The following is a 15,901-nucleotide window of genomic DNA, read 5'->3' as shown; positions in this document are numbered from 1 at the left end:
TTCAGACATTTCAAAAGTAAAGATTTGAAAAGTAGGATTTATTTTGAATTTTCATACGTTTTGTATGATGTATTTAGGTGTTATCTTGACTTATTATTTATATAACAATTATCTTTAAGATAATATGTATGAAACCAAATAGTAATAGAAGACAAATCATCTTGAGGAGCAAATGGAATTCAATTTTAAATTAATAGAAGAACATATTAGAAAAAAATATAAAATTTTATTAAGTAACAATAAAAATAAAAAAGTTTTTATAAATCAAATGCTGATTTATTCCCCAAAAATAGAAATAGAAAAAAATCAGCTTTATATCTGTGAAAAAGAAGTAATCCCTTATAACTCACAAAATAAAAACTATATTATAATTTCCATTGGTCTTCCTAAAAACAATCACTTAATGGATAATCTCATTGCAATTGAAGAAAATATTAATCATCAAGAATTATATAATTACATTTTGAGTTTATTTACATATTGTATCAAAATTAAAGAAGAACTTTATACTTCATTATTAAAAGAAGAAGCCCTTGAACCATTACTTAAAAGAGTTTCAAATATCATTGGCAATCCTATATATTTGATGGATGCAAATATAAAAATGATTGCAATGGCTGATGATGGCACAAATGCCAAAATTTATTCAGGAAGCAATTGGCTTAGACAAGGTACTTTAGCTGAAGATTTTAGAGAAAAACTAGAAGCATCCCATGATTATAATAAACTGTTTAATATTCATAATAAGGGATACTGGGTAGCCAATAAAGATTCATATATCAAATATAATTATATATTTTATAATTTTTTCATAAATAATTTCTTTTCGGGACGCATGGTAATTTATGAAAGCAACAAGCCTTTATCAAACTTAGATAAATATTTATTAAACATTTTATTTGAACTAACTCAAATTACAATAAAAAAAATGGACTTAATGGATGCCACTAAAAAATCAGATATAGAAATATTATTAGATAGATTATGTGATGGAGTAAAATTACCACAAAATAAATTAGAAAATATTCTAAAAAAAATTAATTGGGAATTAAATGATACTTATTATTGTTTTTGTCTTCAATTAAGACCCTCAGATTTTATCTATAAAACAATTCTTCCTGTAATAAACACAATAGAAAGAAATATCAGCAACTGTATAGTCTTTAAAAAACAATGTAATTTATGTGGTGTTATAAAACTAAATAATCCTAAAGATAAAAAAAATAGTATTGCAACTATTGAAAATATTTTACAACAATATGCCTATCATATTGGAATTAGCTTATCATTTTCAGGAATTATTAAATTAAAAACATACTGGGATATGGCTAATATAGCACTAAAGATGCAACAATTTGATAAAGATAATCATTTGCATCGTTTTGAAAAATTGATAATCAACTATTTAATTTTAAAAACTTGTGATGATTTTGATTTTTCAATTCTTTGCCCTGAAGGTTTAAAAAACCTAATTCAACAAGATAATAAACACAACTCTGAACTTGTTAATACACTAAAAGTATACCTATCAAATGATAGGAAACAAAAACAATCTGCAGAAGAATTATTTATACACAGAAGCACGTTTTTATCAAGGCTTGAAAAAATTGAAGAAATTACCAAATGTGATTTTGAAAAAACAGATGAAAGACTGCTATATTTAATTTTGATTAGATATTATCAACAAAGTGGTGAGGAATCTCTAATTGATAACTAGAAACCAAGCAATAAATTATCTTAAATTTTTTTCTGCTGATTTATTAAAAAATGAAACGCTTGAAGGCTTTATAAATATTTGTAATAAATTTGAATTAACTGATAAAGATCTTGATAATTCACTTAATAATTTAATACCTCAATATTTTGATTTATCAATTAATTCCATAAAAGAAATTATTTCAATATATCTTTATGAATTTTCTACATTAGGCCTTTTAGATAAATACAAACTAAAAATTTATGGGGGAACTCCTCATCAAGTTATATGTTTTGATGCAATAGCAAATGCTAATAATTTAGCCTATATTGGATTTCCAGATTACATTTCTACCTTGGTATTAGGTTTATTATTTAATAATACAAAGCAATTCAATAATTATGATGTTTGTATGTCAATAAGTCAAAAGCATTGTCCCTTTAATCAAAGTAAAGCTTCAATTATTATGAAAAACATTATCCCAGAACCTAATATATATTGGGTTAATGGTACTTACTGCAGTGAAGCCCCAAAAACTCATGAATTATTATCAATGCTTGGAAAAAACTGGAATACAATAATCACAAATTTATCACATGATTCAAAATTTAGTTATGAAATAACATATGATAAAAATCAAATAAAATACTTAGCAAATCAATATAAAACAGCTTATGAAAATATTTATAAAACAACGGGTATAAAGGTTTGTAAAAAAGATTTTGCAAAAGCTATAAAGGATAATGCTAGAATCACAAATAAATTATGTGAAATTGAAAATATAATAAACCATAGTGAATATATTCCTATCTCAATAAATGAGATTTCACTATTTTCAATTATTCTCACCCTAAGATTGTCACAAGGATATGAAAAATATGAAAAAGTACTAGATCATTTTATAAATGAAATAAAAGATAGAATAGATAATAAATTTTCTATAGCAAATAAAGAAATGAAAAAAGCTTCTTGTACTTTTATTGCTTTAACAGTTCCTATAATACATAAAGAAATTGAAGAATACGGTTATGTATTAACTCATTCAATATCTCTATCCTTACCACAATCAACATTTAATAAATTACATTCATTTAATGAATATGAAATTCTGGCAGAATTATGGTTAAGACAGCCCTTTAGTGGAAATTTAGGCCAATATATAAAATTAATCGCTAACGAATTACAAAAAAATAACATTAAAACTCTTTTCTATGGTGTATTTTCCTATGATAGATGGTTAGGGGCTTTTGAACAGCATGCAGTTAAAGCATTAGAGAATGAATATAATATAAAATGTATAAAAGTTAGAAAACCATTTTTTTATTCTTAATAACTTTCATTTTAAACAAAACTTAGTACTTTCTTAATATCTTAATAATAAAATGCTTACAACTTTATAATAAATTCTTATTAGAAAATCATTTTTAATAGGAGATTTATGAAATGAAAAAATTTATTATAGCATTATTTGTGCTATCAGTTTCTCTAACAACAATATTTGCACAAGGTGCAAGTGAATCAAGTAGTAGTGTTAAAGACAATGCACCAATTGAAATAACATTTTGGCATATATTTGGTGATGCAAGAGGACAATGGATAGAAGATAGAGTTCAAGAATTTAATAAAATGCAAGATAAATATCATGTAACACAAGAAAATAAAGGAAGTTATCGTGATACACTTCAAGCTTCCCTTTTAGCATATAGACAAGGTTCAGCTCCAACTTTAGTTCATGTTGCAGAAGCTGGTTCACAAGCTGCTTATGATTCAGGTATTTTCATGCCAATTAGCGATATTGGTGCATTTGATACCTCTGATTATATAGATCCAGTTTTAAACTATTACACAATAAATGGCAAAGTAAATTCTATTCCTTTCAATAGTTCATCACCTGTTTTATATATAAATACTGATATGTTAGTAAAAGCCGGTTATGATAAAGATTGGACTCCAAAAACATTCTCAGATGTAATTGAATCATTAGAAAGAGCTCAAAAAGCTGGAGTAAGTAATGCAAAATATACAGATTGTATCCATGCTTGGTTCTTTGAAGAATTAGTAGCAGAACAAGGTGGCTATATGTATAACAACGGCAATGGTCGTGATGCAAGAGCTACTGAAGCATCCTTAGGTGGAACAGCAGGAATTAATGTAGCAAATTTCTATAAAGAATTAGCAGATAAAAATCTAATTGCTTGGACAGGTAAAGTTGAAGATTGGAGTGGCTCTGATAACATTTTCACAAATGAAAAAGCTATGTATCATATAACATCAACTGGGGATATTAATGTTATAAGTGAAGGAGCTAAAGGTAAATTTAATTTAAATGTTGGCATGCTTCCAATAGCTGATAATACAAAAAGAAATGGTACAGTAATCGGTGGTGGTTCAATTTGGTTAACAAAGGGCCATTCTCAAGAAGAAATGGAAGGCGCTAGAGACTTTATTTTATATATGACAAATACAGAAAACATGGTTTCTTGGCACAAACTTTCAGGTTATTATCCTGTAAGAAAATCTTCTGTTGATCTATTAGAAAAAGAAGGCTGGTTTGATACCAATTCTCTTCAAACTGTTGCATTTGATCAATTGTTAAATACCATCCCTAATAAAGCAACTGCTGGGGCTTTAGGTGGTACAGTATATGATCATAGAACTTATATTGAAGAAGCTCTTGTAAAAATCATAAATGGTGAAGATGTTAATAAAGCAATGGATGAAGCTGTTAAATTAACTAACGCAAAAATCAAAGAATACAATGCAAACTTTTAAATAAAAACAATAACTATCAGGTATTATAATAAATATTTTACCTGATAGTTTTATATAAGGATATAAAATGAATCAAAATAAAAATGCAATATTTAAAGCTAAGGTAATCCCTTATCTTTATTTATTTCCAACAGCTTTAGTACTAATTATATTTATATACTATCCTGCTATTAAAACCTTTATATTAGCCTTTTATCGAAGCAATTTTATTTTAGGTACAAGAAAATTTATAGGATTAGAAAATTTTAAAAATCTTTTTAGTGGTGTTTTAGCACCAGGCTTTATACAAACCTGTATTCAAACAATAGTATTTAGTTTTCTAGTTGTAATACTAGGACTTAGTATCTCAATGTTCTTAGCTATATTAACCAATGAAAAAATTAAGGGAGCTAAATATTACAGACTTTTACTTATTTGGCCTTTTGCTCTATCTCCTGCTGTAGCTGGAACAGTTTTTTCCTTTATATTCAATCCTGAAGTTGGAGTAATCAATATTTTTCTAAGTTCAGTATTCAATGTAAAACCAGGTTGGTTAACAAACCCTTATCTTGCATTTTTTGTAGCAGTATTTGCTGCAGTTTGGAAAAATCTTGGTTATAATATAGTTTTTTATATAGCAGCCTTTCAAAATATATCAAAAGATCCTCTTGAAGCTGCCGAAATTGATGGCGCATCCAGATTTTCAAAGTTTATACACATTTTATTCCCTTTATTAAGTCCCACAACATTCTTTTTATTGTTTACAAATATTACTTATAGCCTATTCGATTCCTTTGCAATTGTAGATGTACTAACAAAAGGTGGACCTATGGGTCCTTCTCCGTACATGGATAACGTAGGATTAACAACGACACTTATGTATAAAATATTTTTAGATGGTTTCGGGGGCTCTTCTAATATGGGTTTTGCAGCCTCTGAAACCTTTGTCTTAATGATAATAGTAATGTTTATAACAATGTTTCAATTTGGATTTTTAGGGAAAAAGGTAAATTACGATGTATAATAAAAAAATTAATAAAAACAATATTTGGATTCATATAATCTTAATAATAGCTGTAATTTTAGTTTGTTTTCCTCTGGTTTTTACAATTATAAAAAGCACTCAATCTTTAATTGAAGTTACAACCCCATCATTATTAATTGGCTCTTCATTTCTTTCTAATATGAAACAAATCTGGGGAGAGTTTCATATGCACACCTACATGCTCAACTCTTTATTGTATGCATTTATAATAACATTAGGAAAAGTGGTTTTATCTTTATTTGCAGCAAATGCTTTAGTATTTTACAAATTTAAATATAAAAACTTTATATTTGCTTTTATTATAATCACCTTGATGTTCCCAATAGAAATATTAATACTTGGATTATTTGAAGTAGTAAGCAACGCTCCAGCATCAAGTTTTTCAACATTTTTATTATGGATATTAAATCCAATGGAATTATTATTTGCACCCACTAAATATGGCTTTGGAATGGGAGATACTAAACTAGCAATAATTTTACCATTTTTAGCTTCTGCAACTGGAGTATTCCTATTTAGACAACAATTCTTATCAATTCCAATTTCTATTTGTGATGCAGCTAAAATGGATGGTGTTAACTCAATTCAATTCTTATTGAGAATACTAATTCCTATGAGTATTCACACAATTGGAGCGTTAACACTGATTCAATTTGTTTATATTTGGGACCAATATATTTGGCCAAGGATTATCATTCAACACAACAGTGCTCAGGTAATACAAGTCGGATTAAATGCAATTCAAAGTGGAGGAGATTCTATACAATGGAATTTAGTAATGGCAGGGGCAGTTGTAACCATAATACCACCACTAATTATTTTTGCATTATTATATAACTCATTTATGAAAGGCTATGCTCTCTCCTCTAATAAATAGGCTTTTATAATTTATATTTAGGGGAAAGATATAATTCTATCCCCTTTTTTTATTATAACCTTGCTTTAGCACAAACTATAGACATGGTATCAACATTAAAAGCATCAGCAATTAATTTACATTTAGTTAACAATAAATAAAAAAGATTTTCCCTTGGTTTTTCACTTAGACTTTCAAAGTTACCTTGACCTTTAGCAATAACTAAATCAACATCATTATATAAAGTATTTAATTCATCAGTACAACGATCTAAAACAGTACCTAATGAAGTATCGCCATTTTCAATAATTGTTGCAAATTTATCCATACCTACCTGCAGAGCATCCTCTAATAATATATCATTTACAGCACTAAAGCCTCTAACAACATAATAGATATCAAGATTAGGATAATATTTTTTAATAGTCTCTATAAAAACTCTATCAAAAACAATTTCACCACAATTATCTCCAACATATAATATTTTATTACTAGATTTAATCTTATCTAAAAGGACTTTTGAATCATCAATACCAAAAGGAGTATGTTCAATTTTTTCAATTGCACTTAAAAGATCTTCAAGTGAAAAATTTCTTTTAATAGCTAAATCTAATAAGTTTCCTTGGATTGCTGTTGCTAGAGCCATTCTAAGTGGATTTTCTGATTTATTTATAGCCTTTTCAATCTCAGGCACATAAGTTAAGAATTTAGCATTATATTGAGCTTTAATGTCTTTATAAATATCTTCTCCATCAAAGTATTCAACAATTTGTTTCCAAATATTTCCATAAACTTCAGGAGAAGTTTTACTATAATCTTCTGTAGATAAAGTTTTTAAAACATCTTTTAAAAGAACAAACTTTTCATCTCCAAGGTTCTTCATTTTTGAAATCTTTGCGACTTGGTCAAGAATACAATTTATACAATTTGGTTCAAATTTCATTTAAATACCTCAATATTTTATCACATGTGATAGATGTAATAACAAGATATCTAATCAACCCAATTATTTCAACAAGAAGTGAAAAATTAAAAATACAACATAGAAAAATTTCCCTATCTAATTTAAATAGGGATAAATAATTAATTAACTTTTAAGAATTCTATTTCTTTTTTAATTTCATTTTAAAAAAGACATGCCTGTGTAAAAATATTAAACAAGCTGGGATAAGAATAACAATAATACTCATTATTAATTCATTTGATGATGCAAATCTAGCTATATCATTCATTGTGTAATACAAAACAAAACCTAAAACAATAAATAATGCTAAATGAAATATACCAACTACTTGCTTTCTTTTTAACTTTGCCATTTTTACTCCTTAAACTTTATACTTACTATATTAGAAGAAAATCCTAAATAAAACAAATTAAAATTTTGTTAAAATATATGTTTTTAATTTGACACTTTTAACTAATTATGTCAGAATAAAACAAAAATAACAAATTTGTAATATAAGGATGATTAATGGTCGATATAATATCAATCATAAAAAAATTTAAAAAAAATACTTTTTCCATAATTAATCCTATGGAAACAAAAAAGCTATTTAACAATCTATATTGTATAAAAGATGGTGATTCAAATTATTTTATATATAAAAAAGGTAATAAAATAATAGCAATAGATAGTGGCTATAAAAATAGTACAACAAGAGATGATGAATTAAAAAAAATTGGAATACAACTTGAAGATATCAATTCAATTTTTTTAACACATATAGATAGTGACCATGCGGGGTGCCTTTATGAAGAGAATCCAGCATTCAATGATATAGAGATTTATTTACATGAAAATGAAAAAGCTCATCTTCTTAAAAAATCAGAAAGAGTAAAATTAGGATTCATAAAAATAAGTCATAAACTAGAAGCAGTAAATAAAATAAAATATTTTAAAGATAATTCACCAATTTACGTTGGCGATATTAAAATCAAACCTATCTTAACTGCAGGGCACACTTTAGGTCACACTTGTTATTTTATTGATGATAAATATCTATTTATTGGAGATAGCTTAATTTTAAATAATGGTTTGGGATACAGATTCTTTGATTTACTAGGATTTAATAATAAACAAAATAGTGAATCCTTACTAAATCTTAAAGACTTTGCAATTAAAAATAAATGTGAATATATAATTACTTCACATACAGGAATTTCTAATGATGTTGAAAAAGCTTTTAAATACTATAATAGAAAATTATCTTAAAAATACTATTATTTTTAAAAAATAAAATGGGACTTTTTGCATATTAAATTATGTGATAGTATTTGTTTTTAAGAGGTAATTTTATGACAAATACAATAGATAAAAATTTAATCGAAAAATTCAATAATAACTTTAATGCAGATAGAACTAATTTAGTATCTAAAAATGCAGTTATAAATAATGGAATAATGCAAAGTGCTAAATCTATAAATAGTATAATAGAAAACACTCATGAATTTTCAATTGAAGTAAAAACTGGTAAAATAACAAACCAAAAACAATCAGGTAGATGCTGGATGTTTGCAGCACTAAATGTTATGAGATTGGAAATTATGAAAACCCTTAATCTTGAGACTTTTGAACTATCACAAGCCTACCCTTTCTTCTTTGATAAATTAGAAAAAACTAATCACTTTTTAGAAAATGTAATTGAAACCAGAGATGAAGATGTTGATTCAAGAGAAGTAGCCTTTTTATTAAAAGACCCTTTAGGCGATGGCGGACAATGGGACATGTTTGCATCCTTAATTGATAAATATGGGGTTGTTCCAAAAACAGTCATGCCTGAAAGTTTTAGCTCTTCTCAATCAAAAGTTATGGACAAATTATTAACTACTAAATTAAGAGAATTTGCATATCAAATTAGAAAAGCAGCTAAGAAAAATACTACTATTGAAGATTTAAGAAATCAAAAAGAAGAAATGTTAAATACTATATATAGAATGCTTAGCATCAGTCTTGGGGAGCCACCAAAAACTTTTACCTTTGAAGTTAAAAATAAAGATAACAAATTCATAAGAGAAACTAATATAAGTCCTAAAGAATTCTATGATAAATATATAAACATGAACATGGATGATTATATTAGTATTATAAATGCACCAACAGATGATAAACCTTTTAACAACACTTTTAGTGTTAAATTTTTAGGAAATGTACAAGGTGGTAGACCTGTTAAATACCTAAATCTTCCAGTTGAAGAATTAAAAGCTTTAGCTATAAAACAATTACAAAATAATGAAGCTGTATGGTTTGGCTCTGATGTTGGACAATCTAGTGATAGAGAGACAGGAATTATGGATTTAGATATCTATGATTTAAATAATTTATTCAATACAGAATTTAACTTAACTAAAGGGCAAAGACTTGAATATGGTGAAAGTTTAATGACTCACGCTATGGTTTTAACAGGAGTAAATCTTGATGAAAATGGTAAATCAAATAAGTGGAGAGTTGAAAACAGTTGGGGGGATGCTCCAGGTAATAATGGTTATTATGTTATGAGTGATAAATGGTTTAATGAATTTACATATCAAATTGTGATCAACAAAAAATACCTATCAAAATCTCAACTAGAACTATTAGAAAAAGAACCAATTATATTAAAACCTTGGGATCCAATGGGCTCTTTAGCTTTGTAAAATATAACTTAATACTCATATAAAATTACATAAAAAATATTTTTTATAGAAAACAATATAATAGAGTATTAATTTTTAAAATATAAGTTGTATAAGTGTTGGCAAAATTATAACTATTTGTTATATTTAGGCACGCACTAAGTATGAGATTATACCAAAAAAAATGCTAATTTTTATTAAAATTAGTATTTTTTGTTGTTTATTTCTTGCTTTTGTTTTATTTTTTATTAACTTTAGGGGTAGTTCAAACAGTTTTGTTTGTGTATAATCTCATAGGTTATAATATAATAAGTAATTAACAAGTCCTTTGACTTGTATCTGATATTTTATTTAGGTCAATGCGACCAAAAAGGAAGAAGATAGCATGATCGCTGATAAACAAATCAAGGAAACAGAAAATTCCTCAGTCGAGTTGTCCATCACATTGACAGCACAATCTATTGAAGATGCTTATACTGCTTTATTAAAAAAGTATGCTAAAGACATCACAATGAAAGGTTTTAGAAAAGGTAAAGCTCCTTTTAGTTTGATTGAAAGAAAATATGGTGAAATGATTCGTGAAGAATCTACATTCAATGAATTAGAAGAAAATTTAAAAGTTGCTTTAGACGAAGTTGAAGACAAATATAAACCACTTGCATTTAGCACTCCAACTTTATTAAACGAAGAAAGCTTAACACCATTCAAACCTAATACAGATTTAACTTATACTGTTAGTTATGATGTAATGCCTCAATTTGAAGTTCCTGAATACAAAGGACTTGAACTAGAAGTTCCTAGTGTAAAGGTTGTTGCAAAAGATGTTAATGCTGAAATTGAAACATTAAGACAACAAAACGCATTTGTTGTAAGTAAAGAAGATGCTGCTGCTGAAGGTGACATCGTTACTGTAGATTTTGCTCAATTAGATGAAGATGGAAATGAAACTGGTGCTTTCAATAAGAAAGACGCAGTTATCACAATTGGTAAAACTCACAACTTCTTTGAATTAGACAATGAATTCATTGGCATGAAAGCTGGTGAAAGCAAAACTATTGAAAAAGAATTTGCAAAAGATTTTGCTAGTGAAGAATATGCAGGCAAAACTATTTCTATCAAAATTGATATGAAAGAAGTTAAATTTAATGATGTTCCAGAACTTGATGATGAATTTGCACAAGATGTAAATGAAGAATACAAGACAGTTGCTGACTTAAAGAAAGCTACAAAAGCTAAATTACAAGAAAGAGCTGAACAAAAACTTAAAGACTTAAAGTATCAAGCAGTTGTAGATGCTTTAATTGAAAAATGCCCAATTGTTCCACCTAAATCAATGATTGATGCACAAGCTGATCAACAAATCAACAATATTGCAAGATCAAATAATATGGATATGGAAACATTCGCTAAGATTTTTGAAATGCAAGGTCAAACATTAGACCAACTAAAAGAAACATGGACCCCTTCCATTATTAAAGATATTAATGTTGGCTTAATTAAAGAAAAGATTAAAGATCTTGAAACTTTCGAAATCAGTGAAGATGAAGTAAAAGAAGCTTTAGGCGATACTTCTTCTTACAAACCCGAACAACTTGATTACCTAAAAGAAATGATTACTGATGAATTAAAACTTCAAAAAGTTAATGATTTCTTAATTGAAAACAACACTTTCACAAAAGGTAAAGAATTAAGCTACGATGAATTAATGAATGGCCCTGTTGCTGAATAATTCAAAATTTGCTTTAATATCAAGGCGGGACTATGTACAGTTCCGCCTTTTTAACACTTTATAGGAGTAATTTATGGACAAAAGCAAAATGCAAACCATGATTCCAATGGTTGTCGAACAATCCGGTGTTGGTGAACGTTCTTACGACATCTTCAGCAGATTACTCAAAGATAGAATTATTTTCTTAGACGGAGAAATTAACGATGCTACAGCTGATTTAGTTGTCGCACAATTAATATTTTTAGAAAGCGAAAACCCTAATAAAGATATTAGTATATATATAAATAGCCCAGGTGGCAGTGTTACCGCTGGTTTAGCAATCTATGATACAATACAATATATTAAACCAGATGTACAAACCATTTGTATGGGGCAAGCTGCAAGCATGGCTGCACTACTATTAGCTGCAGGAGAAAAAGGTAAAAGATTTATTCTTCCTTCCGCAAGAGTTATGATTCACCAACCTTGGGGTGGTGTTGAAGGCCAAGCTACAGATATTGCAATTCATACAAAAGAATTGTTAAGAATAAAAAAACTTTCAATTGATATTTTAGTTGAATGTACAAATAAAGATAGAGAAACTATTGCTTCTGATGTTGAAAGAGATTTCTTCTTAGATGCAAACGAAGCATTAGCTTATGGACTTATTGATAAGATAATGAGGAGATAATATGGCAAGAGGTAGTAAATCTTGTTCTTTTTGTGGCAAGAAAGCTTCTGAATGTAAAAAATTAATTAATGGACCTGGCGTATCAATCTGTGATGAATGTATTGCTACTTGTAATGCCATTCTAAAAGAAGAACCTGTTAGTGAAGAAACTACTCATGGTCTTCCAGAAACCATCCCAACTCCTAAAGAACTTAAAGAATATTTAGATGAATATGTTATCGGCCAAGATGATGCAAAACGTGTATTATCTGTTGCTGTTTATAACCACTATAAAAGAGTAAAATTCCAAGGGAAAATAAAAAAAGAAGGTGTTGAATTAGATAAATCCAATATCTTAATGATTGGACCTACTGGAACAGGTAAAACTCTTCTAGCAAGAACTTTAGCAAAAAAATTAGAAGTTCCTTTTGCAATTGCAGATGCAACTACTCTAACTGAGGCGGGTTATGTTGGTGAAGATGTTGAGAATATTCTATTAAAACTTATTCAAAATGCAAATAATAACATTTCTGCGGCTGAACATGGTATCATTTTTATTGATGAAATTGATAAAATTGCTAAAAAAGGTGAAAATGTTTCAATCACTAGAGATGTTAGTGGTGAAGGTGTTCAACAAGCTTTATTGAAAATTATTGAAGGCACAGTAGCTTCAGTACCACCACAAGGTGGAAGAAAACACCCAAATCAAGAAATGCTTAGAATTGATACAAGCAACATTCTTTTCATTTGTGGTGGAGCTTTTGTAGGATTGGATAAGGTAATAGAAAAGAGAGTTACTTCACACCCAATGGGATTTGGAGCAACAATTCTTTCTCAAGATGAAAAAGATTTGACAAAACTATATAAACAATTACTTCCAGATGACTTAGTAAAATTTGGTTTAATTCCTGAATTTATTGGTCGTTTACCAATACATGTTTCTTTAAATAATCTATCCCAAGAGGATTTAGTTAGAATAGTTTCAGAACCAAAAAATTCTATAATTAGACAATATATTACTTCTTTTAAATTAGAAGAAGTTGAATTAGAATTTGATGATGATGCAGTAACAGCCATAGCTCAAAAAGCTGTTGATCAAAAAACAGGAGCTAGAGGTTTAAGAAGTATTGTTGAAAACATAATGATTTCTATTATGTTTGACATACCTACATATAAAAATGCTAAGAAGGTTGTTTTAACAAAAGAATGTGTTACTGATGGAGTAATGCCAAAAGTTTATTCAGAAACTGGGGAATTAATCAATTTTGCTGAAACCGAAACCAAGGAGATCACTGCATAATGGATAGATTTAAATTTCCGCCCTACCCAACAGAAGTTATTGATTTAATAAAAACCAATAAAAACGCCATTGTAATTGGTCACAAAAAACCAGATGGAGATTGTTTCACAAGCCAAATCACTTTAAAATATCTTTTAGAGCAAATTGGCTATGAATCAGTTATCATTGCCAACGATGGTCCTTTTGAAAGAGCGGAATCTAAATCTGTTGAACCTTTGTTTGCTAGAGAAATTACAGATGAGATGTTAATTAATAATCCATTAATCTTTTTAGTAGATTGTGGAGAATTATCCAGAATTGGTTCTCTAGCAGATAAAATAAAAGATAGAACTACTATAGTCATTGACCATCATCAATCTTCCTTAGATATTGGATGGAAATATAGTTATATCTTTACAGACTCAATCTCTAGTACTTTACTTATTCAAAAACTATTTGAAGAATTAAATGTTGAAATAACTCATGAAATTGCCCAAATGTTATTTTTTGGTTTTGCAACTGATAGTGGATTCTTTAAGTTTATTTCTCAGTATAATGGAACTGCAGTTGAAATGGCTGGTGAATTAATTAATAAAGGTGCTGATCCTAGATTAACTTTTGCACAAATGAGTGGTGGACGTTCAATTTCTTATGCTAAGAATTTAGCTAAATTAATTGAAAGAACATCTTTTATTTGTGACAACCAAGTTGCTATTTCCTATTCCTACTTAAATGATGAAAGTGAGTGCCCAAGCGATACCTACTATGGACAGCTTTTAAGTGTTGAAAACACAAAAGCAATTATTCTTTTTAAAGAAGTTGAAAATAATAAAGTAGAATTAGGCTTAAGGGTTAATTATAATTGTAGTTTTGATATGAGCAAATTTGCTCAAATCTTTGGTGGCGGTGGTCATGTAAAAGCTTCTGGAGCTACAATTGAAGGCACTATTGAAGAAGTCAGTAAAAAAGTTATTCAAAAAATGGAAGAAGTTTTTGATTGCTAAAAATAGGATTTAATTTTTTATAAATTAAGATCTAATTAAAATATTCAGATTTTGCATTACTTGATATTATAAAGTAATGCATTTTTTTTACCCTAAATAACTCTTAATTTACAGTTTTTAAGATTTACTTCCCTTTCCAAATAAAATCACCTCATTTCTTTTTATTATTTGGCATGATATTTGCCTTATAAAAAACATTAGGAGGATGAATATTTATATTCATTAAAATATATGATTAAAGAGATAGAAAAATTATTAAAAACAAACATTCTTAATGCTTTATACAAAAAGTCTGAAGCTGAAAATTTCATAGGGATTAATACAAGAAAACTTATTAATCAATGCAAATTATTATTATATTGGTATCCTGTAAATATTAATTTATTAACAGAAGAGGAAATTTCTGATTTCTATATTTCAGCACAAACTAGTGTAAGAAATGCTATTTATAATTATAATTGTAAGAATCTATGTTTTAAAATTTATTATCTAAATTATATAAAAATCATTGTTAAATATTACAAATTAAAAACAAATCATGATTTTATATTCAATAATCTAATTTTAGAGACTATCGTAAACCATAGTGATACTTTTGAAAAAGAAACGATATATGATGATGAACAAACAAATCCAATTACAATTGCTAAATTCAAATATAAAGTTGTAAGTGAAGAAAATAGTGAATATTTTGAATATTTATCTCACTATAAATTTGATGATTCAAAATCATTAAAAGAATTATTTCATAATGTAATAAATAATATAGAATCACAAGATAAAGAAATAAAATTTTTGCACATAGAAAAATACAAAGGAAAAATGAATAAAAAATCAACAAGGAAAAATATTTTACTTTTCTTACTCACTATGCCTGATGCAATTTTAGAAAATTATGTTGAAGAAGTTTCATATTTATTTTCAGTAAAGACTGAAACAATTGTATCCTTATTTTCATCTTGTAGCGAATTATTACAATCAAAATATAAAAGATATAATAAATATACTCAGCTCAATAATAAACATTACAAAAATTATATTATTAGCAATTATAAACTATCATCAAAAATATTTGATGATTCACAAGTTGAAACCTCATTAAATTGGAATAAAAAAGCAATGATTAATAATGCTCAAAAAATTAGAAAAACACTTAATATACATGTTTCTCAAAGAACTTTAGCAAAAGAATTAGATATAAATAAAGGCACAGTGGCCTCATCCATTAGTGCAGCTAAAAAGTTATTACAAAAGGCAAACTGTGCCTCCTAAGTAATTTA

14 protein-coding genes are annotated in these 15,901 nt (G+C 27.5%); 12 read left to right on the top strand and 2 right to left on the bottom strand.

Going from position 1 to position 15,901, the window contains the following annotated elements; genetic code table 11:
• Positions 1–172: 172 nt before the first annotated feature.
• From ACZ5RS_RS07490 to ACZ5RS_RS07470, 5 genes are all read left to right on the top strand, one after another.
• Positions 173–1,717 carry a PucR family transcriptional regulator gene (locus tag ACZ5RS_RS07490; RefSeq protein WP_464638909.1) on the top strand — a complete coding sequence of 515 codons (1,545 nt, stop codon included), beginning with the start codon at positions 173–175 and terminating at the stop codon, positions 1,715–1,717.
• Entirely contained in the window at positions 1,707–3,026 is a 1,320-nt protein-coding gene (locus ACZ5RS_RS07485; protein WP_464638907.1) for a 2-hydroxyacyl-CoA dehydratase, read from the top strand. The genes ACZ5RS_RS07490 and ACZ5RS_RS07485 overlap by 11 nt, the downstream gene beginning before the upstream one ends.
• A 113-nt stretch (positions 3,027–3,139) precedes the next feature.
• Positions 3,140–4,468: an ABC transporter substrate-binding protein gene (locus tag ACZ5RS_RS07480; RefSeq protein ID WP_464638905.1), complete on the top strand. Its 1,329-nt coding sequence runs from the start codon at positions 3,140–3,142 to the stop codon at positions 4,466–4,468.
• A gap of 67 nt (positions 4,469–4,535) precedes the next feature.
• Positions 4,536–5,471: a carbohydrate ABC transporter permease gene (locus ACZ5RS_RS07475; RefSeq protein WP_464638903.1), complete on the top strand. Its 936-nt coding sequence runs from the start codon at positions 4,536–4,538 to the stop codon at positions 5,469–5,471.
• A complete protein-coding gene (locus tag ACZ5RS_RS07470; protein ID WP_464638901.1) occupies positions 5,464–6,369 on the top strand; it encodes a carbohydrate ABC transporter permease in 906 nt (301 codons plus the stop codon). The genes ACZ5RS_RS07475 and ACZ5RS_RS07470 overlap by 8 nt, the downstream gene beginning before the upstream one ends.
• Before the next feature lie 52 nt (positions 6,370–6,421).
• Here the strand turns inward: ACZ5RS_RS07470 and ACZ5RS_RS07465 are convergent, their stop codons facing one another.
• On the bottom strand, positions 6,422–7,291 hold the full coding sequence (locus ACZ5RS_RS07465) for a damage-control phosphatase ARMT1 family protein (RefSeq protein WP_464638899.1): 870 nt from the start codon (positions 7,289–7,291) through the stop codon (positions 6,422–6,424).
• Between the two features lie 160 nt (positions 7,292–7,451).
• Positions 7,452–7,664: a hypothetical protein gene (locus ACZ5RS_RS07460; RefSeq protein WP_464638897.1), complete on the bottom strand. Its 213-nt coding sequence runs from the start codon at positions 7,662–7,664 to the stop codon at positions 7,452–7,454.
• Positions 7,665–7,819: 155 nt separating this feature from the next.
• Here ACZ5RS_RS07460 and ACZ5RS_RS07455 point away from each other — a divergent pair, with 155 nt between their 5' ends.
• From ACZ5RS_RS07455 to ACZ5RS_RS07425, 7 genes are all read left to right on the top strand, one after another.
• Positions 7,820–8,560: an MBL fold metallo-hydrolase gene (locus tag ACZ5RS_RS07455; RefSeq protein WP_464638895.1), complete on the top strand. Its 741-nt coding sequence runs from the start codon at positions 7,820–7,822 to the stop codon at positions 8,558–8,560.
• Between the two features lie 83 nt (positions 8,561–8,643).
• Positions 8,644–9,981 carry a C1 family peptidase gene (locus ACZ5RS_RS07450; RefSeq protein WP_464638893.1) on the top strand — a complete coding sequence of 446 codons (1,338 nt, stop codon included), beginning with the start codon at positions 8,644–8,646 and terminating at the stop codon, positions 9,979–9,981.
• A gap of 364 nt (positions 9,982–10,345) precedes the next feature.
• On the top strand, positions 10,346–11,689 hold the full coding sequence (gene tig, locus ACZ5RS_RS07445) for a trigger factor (protein ID WP_464638891.1): 1,344 nt from the start codon (positions 10,346–10,348) through the stop codon (positions 11,687–11,689).
• Positions 11,690–11,777: 88 nt separating this feature from the next.
• Positions 11,778–12,359, top strand: coding sequence for an ATP-dependent Clp endopeptidase proteolytic subunit ClpP (gene clpP, locus ACZ5RS_RS07440; RefSeq protein WP_464638951.1), 582 nt, complete (start codon positions 11,778–11,780; stop codon positions 12,357–12,359).
• Position 12,360: 1 nt separating this feature from the next.
• Positions 12,361–13,638, top strand: a complete 1,278-nt coding sequence (gene clpX / locus ACZ5RS_RS07435; RefSeq protein ID WP_464638889.1) for an ATP-dependent Clp protease ATP-binding subunit ClpX — start codon at positions 12,361–12,363, stop codon at positions 13,636–13,638.
• Complete coding sequence (locus ACZ5RS_RS07430; RefSeq protein ID WP_464638887.1) at positions 13,638–14,621, top strand: DHH family phosphoesterase; 984 nt, start codon at positions 13,638–13,640, stop codon at positions 14,619–14,621. The genes clpX and ACZ5RS_RS07430 overlap by 1 nt, the downstream gene beginning before the upstream one ends.
• 231 nt (positions 14,622–14,852) lie before the next feature.
• Positions 14,853–15,893 carry a hypothetical protein gene (locus tag ACZ5RS_RS07425; RefSeq protein ID WP_464638885.1) on the top strand — a complete coding sequence of 347 codons (1,041 nt, stop codon included), beginning with the start codon at positions 14,853–14,855 and terminating at the stop codon, positions 15,891–15,893.
• Positions 15,894–15,901: the final 8 nt, after the last annotated feature.

Source organism: Pleomorphochaeta caudata (genome assembly GCF_055395745.1).
Note: the sequence above shows the minus strand (reverse complement) of the source record. Positions and strands in the feature narration are given on the sequence as shown.

Bases quoted from the DNA above. Each gene is read 5' to 3' on its own strand.
- ACZ5RS_RS07425 (WP_464638885.1), top strand. From the start codon at position 14,853: ATGATTAAAGAGATAGAAAAATTATTAAAAACAAACATTCTTAATGCT.
- ACZ5RS_RS07490 (WP_464638909.1), top strand. From the start codon at position 173: ATGGAATTCAATTTTAAATTAATAGAAGAACATATTAGAAAAAAATAT.
- ACZ5RS_RS07450 (WP_464638893.1), top strand. From the start codon at position 8,644: ATGACAAATACAATAGATAAAAATTTAATCGAAAAATTCAATAATAAC.
- clpP (WP_464638951.1), top strand. From the start codon at position 11,778: ATGCAAACCATGATTCCAATGGTTGTCGAACAATCCGGTGTTGGTGAA.
- ACZ5RS_RS07480 (WP_464638905.1), top strand. From the start codon at position 3,140: ATGAAAAAATTTATTATAGCATTATTTGTGCTATCAGTTTCTCTAACA.
- ACZ5RS_RS07465 (WP_464638899.1), bottom strand. From the start codon at position 7,291: ATGAAATTTGAACCAAATTGTATAAATTGTATTCTTGACCAAGTCGCA.
- ACZ5RS_RS07430 (WP_464638887.1), top strand. From the start codon at position 13,638: ATGGATAGATTTAAATTTCCGCCCTACCCAACAGAAGTTATTGATTTA.
- tig (WP_464638891.1), top strand. From the start codon at position 10,346: ATGATCGCTGATAAACAAATCAAGGAAACAGAAAATTCCTCAGTCGAG.
- ACZ5RS_RS07460 (WP_464638897.1), bottom strand. From the start codon at position 7,664: ATGGCAAAGTTAAAAAGAAAGCAAGTAGTTGGTATATTTCATTTAGCA.
- ACZ5RS_RS07475 (WP_464638903.1), top strand. From the start codon at position 4,536: ATGAATCAAAATAAAAATGCAATATTTAAAGCTAAGGTAATCCCTTAT.
- ACZ5RS_RS07470 (WP_464638901.1), top strand. From the start codon at position 5,464: ATGTATAATAAAAAAATTAATAAAAACAATATTTGGATTCATATAATC.
- ACZ5RS_RS07455 (WP_464638895.1), top strand. From the start codon at position 7,820: ATGGTCGATATAATATCAATCATAAAAAAATTTAAAAAAAATACTTTT.
- clpX (WP_464638889.1), top strand. From the start codon at position 12,361: ATGGCAAGAGGTAGTAAATCTTGTTCTTTTTGTGGCAAGAAAGCTTCT.